This window comes from Streptomyces sp. HSW2009 (assembly GCF_040240285.1).
Lineage (GTDB): Bacteria > Actinomycetota > Actinomycetes > Streptomycetales > Streptomycetaceae > Streptomyces.
This window is the reverse complement of the sequence record NZ_JBEHZD010000431.1, coordinates 1-7,053: the sequence shown is the minus strand read 5'-3', so window position 1 is coordinate 7,053 and position 7,053 is coordinate 1. Positions and strand designations below refer to the sequence as shown.

At 73.0% G+C, this 7,053-nt stretch carries 8 protein-coding genes; 6 read left to right on the top strand and 2 right to left on the bottom strand.

Features of this window, described 5'->3' with window-relative positions; all coding sequences use genetic code 11:
- Nucleotides 1–204 precede the first annotated feature (204 nt).
- From thiS to AAHZ94_RS25350, 4 genes are all read left to right on the top strand, one after another.
- Nucleotides 205–423, top strand: a complete 219-nt coding sequence (gene thiS / locus AAHZ94_RS25365) for a sulfur carrier protein ThiS (protein ID WP_349995501.1) — start codon at nt 205–207, stop codon at nt 421–423.
- Nucleotides 424–652: 229 nt separating this feature from the next.
- Entirely contained in the window at nt 653–1,396 is a 744-nt protein-coding gene (locus AAHZ94_RS25360; protein WP_502964777.1) for a thiazole synthase, read from the top strand.
- A 548-nt stretch (nt 1,397–1,944) separates the two neighbouring features.
- Entirely contained in the window at nt 1,945–3,936 is a 1,992-nt protein-coding gene (pknB, locus tag AAHZ94_RS25355) for a Stk1 family PASTA domain-containing Ser/Thr kinase (protein WP_349995499.1), read from the top strand.
- Nucleotides 3,937–4,128: 192 nt separating this feature from the next.
- Nucleotides 4,129–5,004, top strand: a complete 876-nt coding sequence (locus AAHZ94_RS25350; protein WP_349995497.1) for a deoxyribonuclease IV — start codon at nt 4,129–4,131, stop codon at nt 5,002–5,004.
- Between the two features lie 134 nt (nt 5,005–5,138).
- Here AAHZ94_RS25350 and AAHZ94_RS25345 read toward each other — a convergent pair whose 3' ends face one another.
- Nucleotides 5,139–5,762 (bottom strand): sulfite oxidase-like oxidoreductase, encoded by a 624-nt coding sequence (locus AAHZ94_RS25345; protein WP_349995495.1) that lies wholly within the window; start codon nt 5,760–5,762, stop codon nt 5,139–5,141.
- A gap of 157 nt (nt 5,763–5,919) precedes the next feature.
- Between AAHZ94_RS25345 and bfr the strand changes: the two genes are divergently transcribed.
- On the top strand, nt 5,920–6,399 hold the full coding sequence (gene bfr, locus AAHZ94_RS25340; RefSeq protein ID WP_349995493.1) for a bacterioferritin: 480 nt from the start codon (nt 5,920–5,922) through the stop codon (nt 6,397–6,399).
- Nucleotides 6,400–6,519: 120 nt separating this feature from the next.
- Here the strand turns inward: bfr and AAHZ94_RS25335 are convergent, their stop codons facing one another.
- Nucleotides 6,520–6,798: a (2Fe-2S)-binding protein gene (locus AAHZ94_RS25335; RefSeq protein WP_349995491.1), complete on the bottom strand. Its 279-nt coding sequence runs from the start codon at nt 6,796–6,798 to the stop codon at nt 6,520–6,522.
- Nucleotides 6,799–6,841: 43 nt separating this feature from the next.
- Here AAHZ94_RS25335 and AAHZ94_RS25330 point away from each other — a divergent pair.
- Nucleotides 6,842–7,053, top strand: a 212-nt coding sequence (locus AAHZ94_RS25330) for a hypothetical protein (protein WP_349995489.1), incomplete at its 3' end; no start/stop codon positions are given.

Here is a 7,053-nt window from a genome sequence, read left to right as displayed (position 1 = left end):
CCCCCCTCGCCGGCGGCGGGGGGGCCGCGCAGTGGTTAAAACCCCCCCGCCCCCGGCGCCCGCGCCCGTGCCCGCCCCCGCGCGCCCCCCGCGCGCGTACCCCGTGCACACCGCCGCGACACCCGCCACCCCGGCCCTCCCCTCCCCGGTCCACCCAGCCGCCGGGTCGCCCCGGCCGGCCGACGCACCCCAGGAGCAGCAAGCATGAGCGTCTCCGTACCCCTCACCGTCTCCGTCAACGGCGAGCCGCGCCAGGTGCCCGACGGCATCACGCTCGACCAGCTCGTCGCCACGCTGACCGGCGCCTCCAGCGGGGTCGCCGCCGCGGTCAACGAGACCGTCGTGCCCCGCGGGCAGTGGCCCACCACCGCGCTGTCCGCCCGGGACCGCGTCGAGGTCCTGACCGCCGTCCAGGGAGGCTGATCCGTCCCCCATGTCCCACCCCACACTCGACCAGTACCAGTACCAAGATCAGCACCACCACCAGCCCCACCAGCCCGCACCCGGCGCCGCGCCCAGCGCTTCCACCGCCCCTCCCGGCCCGGCGGCCGGTGCCGGTGCGGCAGCCGGTGCCGGTGCGGCAGCCGCCGGGTTCCTGCCCTGCGCCGACCCGCTGGCCATCGGCGACCGGCAGTTCGCCTCCCGGTTGATCATGGGCACCGGCGGGGCGCCCAGCCTGGAGGTCCTGGAGCGTGCGCTGATCGCCTCGGGGACGGAGCTGACCACCGTCGCCATGCGGCGCCTCAACCCCACCGTGCAGGGCTCCGTCCTGTCCGTGCTGGGCCGGCTCGGCATCCAGGTGCTGCCCAACACCGCCGGCTGCTTCACCGCGGGCGAGGCCGTGCTCACCGCCCGGCTGGCCCGCGAGGCGCTGGGCACGGACTGGGTGAAGCTGGAGGTGGTGGCCGACGAGCGGACCCTGCTGCCGGACCCCATCGAACTGCTCGACGCGGCCGAGACGCTGGTGGACGACGGCTTCACGGTGCTGCCGTACACCAATGACGACCCGGTGCTCGCGCGCAAGCTGGAGGACGTCGGCTGCGCGGCGATCATGCCGCTCGGCTCGCCCATCGGCTCCGGGCTCGGCATCCGCAACCCGCACAACTTCGAGCTCATCGTGGAACAGGCCCGGGTTCCGGTCGTCCTGGACGCCGGCGCCGGCACCGCCTCCGACGTGGCGCTCGCCATGGAACTGGGCTGCGCGGCCGTCATGCTGGCGTCCGCCGTCACCCGGGCGCAGGAGCCGGAGCTGATGGCCGAGGCGATGCGGTACGCGGTCTCGGCGGGCCGGCTGGCCAGCCGCGCCGGCCGCATCCCCCGCCGCCACTTCGCCCGCGCGTCGTCCCCCGAGGCGGGCCGGGCGGAACTCGACCCGGAGCGGCCGGCGTTCGGCTGAGCCCGGCGGGCCCCGGACGCACCCGAGAAACCGGTGGGCCGGCCCGTACAGCGCCGCGGGCCGGCGCCCCGGGCGGGCCGCCCGCCGGGCGGGCGGCGCCGCCAGAGCCCCCCGCGCGGGGGGGGGGGGGGCGCTTTTTTTTATAACCCCCCCCCCCCCCGCGGGGGGGGGGGGGGGGGGGGCGGCCCGCCGGGGGCCCGCCCCGCGGAAAGATGACGCCGGGGCCGGGGGCCGTTGCGCGCACGCGCGCGCGAGGGGCGCGGGAGCCGAGACCGGAGCCGTGGGCCCCTTCGCCCGCACGCACACGGGAAGGGGTAGGAGCCGCTTCGCGCACACGCGCACGTAGGGACGGAACGGCAACCGTGCCGATGCCGACCCCGTACGACACCACCCGTGGCCCGGCCCCGGCACCGACCCCACGCACCACCCCCGCGCAGCGCCCCCACCGCACGGGAGTGCCACCCTCCGGTCACCGTTCGGCTTCAGTCACGGCTGGCGCCGATGCTGGTGAGTCCGCGTGTCGGAGGCGGCTCGTAGACTTCTTTCTCGTGGATACGACCCTTCAGGACCCGCTCGTCGGACAGGTACTCGACGGCCGCTACCGGATCGAGGCGCGGATCGCCGTCGGTGGGATGGCGACGGTCTACCGGGCCGTCCACACCCGACTCGACCGGGTGCTCGCCGTCAAGGTGATGCACCCGGCGCTGGCGACGGACGCCGCGTTCGTCGACCGGTTCATCCGCGAGGCCAAGTCGGTGGCCCGGCTCGACCACCCCAATGTGGTGGGCGTGTTCGACCAGGGAACCGACGGCACGTACGTCTACCTCGCGATGGAGTACGTGGCGGGCTGCACGCTGCGGGACGTGCTGCGCGAGCGCGGTGCGCTCCAGCCGCGGATCGCGCTGGACGTCGTGGAACCGATGCTCGCCGCACTCGGCGCGGCCCACCTGGCCGGCCTGGTGCACCGCGACGTGAAGCCGGAGAACGTGCTGATCGGCGACGACGGCCGGGTCAAGGTCGCCGACTTCGGCCTGGTCCGCGCCGTCGACACGGCCACCAACAGCTCCACGGACGCCGTCCTCGGCACCGTGTCCTACCTGGCGCCCGAGCAGATCGAGCACGGCACGGCCGACACCCGCGCCGATGTCTACGCCTGTGGCGTGGTGCTGTACGAGATGTTGACCGGCGGCAAGCCGCACGCGGGCAGCACCCCGGCGCAGGTGCTCTACCAGCAGTTGCACAAGGACGTCCCGCCGCCGTCGGCCAGCGTGCCCGGGCTCGCCCCGGAGCTGGACGACCTGGTGGCCCGCGCGACCGCGCGCGACCTGGAGCAGCGGCCGGCCGGCGCGGCCGAGTTCCGGGGTCTGGTGCAGACGGTGCGCGCGGGCCTGACCGACGCACAGCTCGACGTCGCGCCGCCGCGGGCCAAGGAAGGCACGCTGGGCGCGCCGGTGCCGGGCGCCGGCGCCGAGAACCGTACGAGCGTGCTCCCCCGGGTCACCGCCGCGCCGGCGTCGGCCACCGGCACCCGCCGCCAGCCGCGGCCCAGCCCCGAGCCCGACGACGCGACGCGCGTGCTGCGGCGCCCCCGGCTGGTGCCCGAGCGCCCCGTCAACGACGAGCTACCGCCGCCCCCGGCCCGCCGCCGCGTCGGTGGGCTGCGCATGCCGCGCCGTCCGATCCTACTGGCGGTGTCGGCGCTGCTGCTGCTCCTCGGCGTCGGCGCCGGCATCTGGTACATCAATTCCGGCCAGTTCACGCACGTGCCCGCGGTGCTCAGCATGGAGCAGGCGCAGGCCGAGAAGAAGGTCCGGGACGCGGGGCTCGACGTCAAGATCAAGCACGACTTCAGCGACGTGGTGAAGAAGGGCCAGGTCATCTCGACCCACCCGAAGCGCAACGCCCGCATCCGGGGCACCGGCACGGTCACCCTCACCGTCTCGCGCGGTACGGAGCTCGCCGAGGTGCCGGGGGTGGCCGGGATGTCGCTGGCGGACGCCAAGAAGAAGATCGAGGACGCGGGGCTGAGCGTCGGCAAGGTGACCGAGCGGTTCAGCGACGAGACCGAGCAGGGCGACGTGCTCAGTACGGACCCGCGGCCGGGCACCGAGCGCCGGCCCGACACGGCCGTGGCGATCGTCGTGAGCAAGGGCGCGCCCATCGACGTGCCGGACGTCATCGGCACCCCGACGGAGGACGCCGAGAACGAGCTGCGCGAGGCCGGCTTCGAGGTCAAGATCGCCCCCGACCCGATCTACTCGGACGAGGACGAGGACACCGTCGCGGCGCAGAACCCGCCGGAGGGTGCGCGCGCGGCCGAGGGCGACACGATCACCCTGACCCTCTCCAAGGGCAAGGAGATGATCGAGGTCCCCGACGTCGAGGGCGACAGCCTGGACGACGCCAAGGAGAAGCTGGAAGAGGCCGGCTTCGAGGTCGGCGTGACCCGCTTCTTCTTCGGCGACAAGGTCTTCGACCAGTCCGTCAGCGGCGGCGACGAGGCGCCCAAGGGCAGCAAGATCACGCTGCGGGTGCGGTAGCCGGGTGGCCCCGGCCCGTGCCCGCGGGCCGGGGCTCCGACCCGGACGCATGCGTCAGTGACCGGGCCGGTGCCTCGGAGTTCCGCCAGCCGGGCACGGCAACTCCCCGCACGCCCCCCGCAGGGAAACCGCGTGGCCGACGCCACCCGGGCCCCCGCCCCGCCACGGCAAGGCGGCTGGCACCCTGGGTGGGTGAGCACGTCTGTCATCCGCACCCGCAACCCCGTCGGCGGCCATGTCCCCGTCGCCGGCGGCCTCGCCTCCGTGGGGCTCTCCTACGCCCGGGAGCTGGCTGCCGAGGCCGTACAGGTCTTCGTCGCCAATCCGCGCGGCTGGGCCACTCCGCCCGGCAACCCGCGGCAGGACGAGGAGTTCCGCGCCGGCTGCGCCGCCGGTTCGATCCCCGCGTACGTCCATGCGCCGTATCTGATCAACTTCGGTTCGCACACCCCGGCGACGGTCGACAAGTCGGTGGAGTCGCTGCGGCACTCGCTGCGCCGGGGCCGTGCCATCGGGGCTCGCGGGGTGGTCGTGCACACCGGTTCGGCCACCGGCGGGCGGGCCCGTAGCGTCGCGCTCGCGCAGGTCAGGGAGCGGATGCTGCCGCTGCTCGACGAGCTCACGCACGACGATGACCCGTGGCTACTGCTGGAGCCGACCGCGGGGCAGGGCGCCTCGCTCTGCTCGCTCGCCGAGGACCTGGGGCCCTACTTCGACGCGCTGGACCGCCATCCGCGGCTCGGCGTGTGCCTGGACACCTGCCACGCGTACGCCGCCGGCCATGACATGGCCGCCGCGGGTGGCACCAAGGCGCTGCTCGACGAACTGGTCGACGTGGTCGGCGAAGGTCGGCTGAAACTGATCCACGCCAACGACTCCAAGGACGTCGTCGGCGCCCACAAGGACCGGCACGAGAACATCGGGGCCGGGCACATCGGGTCCGACGCCTTCGGTGACCTGTTCGCGCATCCGGCGACCGCCGGCGTACCGCTGGTGATCGAGACGCCGGGCGGCAAGGAGGGGCACGCCGCCGACGTGGCCCGGCTCAAGGAACTCCGCGCCGGCTGACCGACCCCGGGCCCGTCAGGCCCGTACGCCCACCCCGGCCCCGTGCCGTACGCCCGTCGCCGCCCCGCTCGGCACCGACCGTGCGGGGCGGCGGCTGTGACCGTCGCCCCTGCGGCCGTACGAGTGGACCATGGCTACAGCTCGGGACCGTCGCCCGGTTCTTCTTGGTACGAGTAGCGCTGCTCGCGCCAGGGGTCGCCGATGTTGTGGTAGCCGCGTTCTTCCCAGAAACCGCGGCGGTCGGCCGTCATGTACTCCACGCCGCGCACCCATTTCGGGCCTTTCCAGGCATAGAGCTGGGGCACGATGAGTCGGACCGGAAATCCGTGCTCGGCGGTGAGTGGTTCATCGCTCTTGTGCGTGGCGAAAATGGTCCGCTCGGCCGCGAAATCGGCGAGTCGTAGATTTGAGCTGAATCCGTATTCGGCCCACACCATCACATGGGTGACATCGGGGGCCGGTGGCGCGAGTTCCAGGAAGTGTCGGGCCGCCACGCCGCCCCACTCGGCGCCCAGCATGCTGAACTTCGTGACGCAGTGCAGATCCGCCACGATCGTGGAGTACGGCAACGCCGAGAATTCCTCGTGCGTCCAGCAGTGCTTGTCGCCGTCGGCCGTTGCGCCGAATACCCGGAACTCCCAGCGATCCGGGCGGAACCTGGGCACCGGGCCATAGTGGGTGACCGGCCAACCCCGTTGTAGCCGTTGCCCCGGAGGTAGCTGTTCTTGCGCCCCTTCGTGGTTTTCCGGCTGACCCATGCCTCCATGGTGTCAGACCTTCGGGGGTGGTCGTGACCAGCGGCTCTCCCATTCGGGCAACTCATACTAAGCATGCACTTACTGGACGGTGTCGGCGGCGCGGTGCAAGGATGCGCGCGAACTCCCGTTCCCGCATGGATTGGAAGGAGTCTCTGCGATGCAGGGCGACCCCGAGGTCATCGAATTTCTCAACGAGCAGCTCACTGGTGAGCTCACCGCGATCAACCAGTACTTCCTGCACGCGAAAATGCAGGAGAACTTCGGTTGGACCAAGCTCGCGAAGTACACCCGCCATGAGTCGATCGACGAGATGAAGCACGCCGAGGTGCTGACCGATCGGATTCTGTTCCTGGAGGGCCTGCCCAACTATCAGCGGCTGTTCCACGTACGCGTGGGCCAGACGGTGACCGAGATGTTCCAGGCCGACCGGCAGGTCGAGGTGGAGGCGATCGACCGGCTGCGGCGCGGCATTGAGGTGATGCGCACCAAGGGCGACATCACCTCGGCCAACATCTTCGAAAGCATCCTGGAGGACGAGGAGAAGCACATCGACTACCTCGACACCCAGCTCGAACTGATCGAGAAGCTCGGCGAGCCGCTGTACATCGCCCAGCTCATCGAGCAGCCGGAGAGCTGATCCGCACTTCCCGCGGTTCCCTGTTCACGGCTCGCCACTGATCAGGGCCGGCCGCATCGACGTCCACCGGGGACGGAATCGCCCGGGCGCGCGCACGACCCCGACCCGGGGGCGGTGTGCTCAGGCCGCTTCGGTGACGGGCAGGGGCGCCGTCGTCAACGGCCCCGGTTCCTCGGCGGCCAGCGCGGTGGCCGCGCCCTCGGCGCCGAGGTGGTCGAGGACCGCACGGCGCGGGCATCCGGCGCCACGCCCGAGCAGCGCCTGGATGCGGCGCACACAGGACCCGCAGTCCGTGCCCGCCTTGCTGGCCGAGGCTATTTGGCGGGGGGTGCACGCCCCGCTTTCCGCATGCTCACGTACCTGCTGCTCGGTGATGCCGAAGCAAGAGCAGACGTACATGCGGTCACCCCCGTACGGGATTGATAGGGAAACCCCCGCAGCATTGATCGCTGAGGTTACCCTAACCTTACCCGCCTCCCGGCAGGGAGAACAGTCGGGGGCAAAACAGTGGGGGGGGGGGGGGGGGGGGGGGGGGGGGGGGGGGGGGGGGGGCGCGCCGGGGCGGGGGGGGGCCGGGGGGGGGGGGGGGGGGGCGCGGCGGGGGGGGCCGCCGCCCGGCCCCCCGGCCGCGGGGGGGGGGGGGGCGCCGGGGGG

What these genes read in the sequence shown, in the direction of transcription:
- thiS (WP_349995501.1), top strand. Translation starts at nt 205, where the DNA reads ATGAGCGTCTCCGTACCCCTCACCGTCTCCGTCAACGGCGAGCCGCGC.
- AAHZ94_RS25360 (WP_502964777.1), top strand. Translation starts at nt 653, where the DNA reads ATGGGCACCGGCGGGGCGCCCAGCCTGGAGGTCCTGGAGCGTGCGCTG.
- AAHZ94_RS25345 (WP_349995495.1), bottom strand. Translation starts at nt 5,762, where the DNA reads ATGGGTCAGCCGGAAAACCACGAAGGGGCGCAAGAACAGCTACCTCCG.
- bfr (WP_349995493.1), top strand. Translation starts at nt 5,920, where the DNA reads ATGCAGGGCGACCCCGAGGTCATCGAATTTCTCAACGAGCAGCTCACT.
- AAHZ94_RS25335 (WP_349995491.1), bottom strand. Translation starts at nt 6,798, where the DNA reads ATGTACGTCTGCTCTTGCTTCGGCATCACCGAGCAGCAGGTACGTGAG.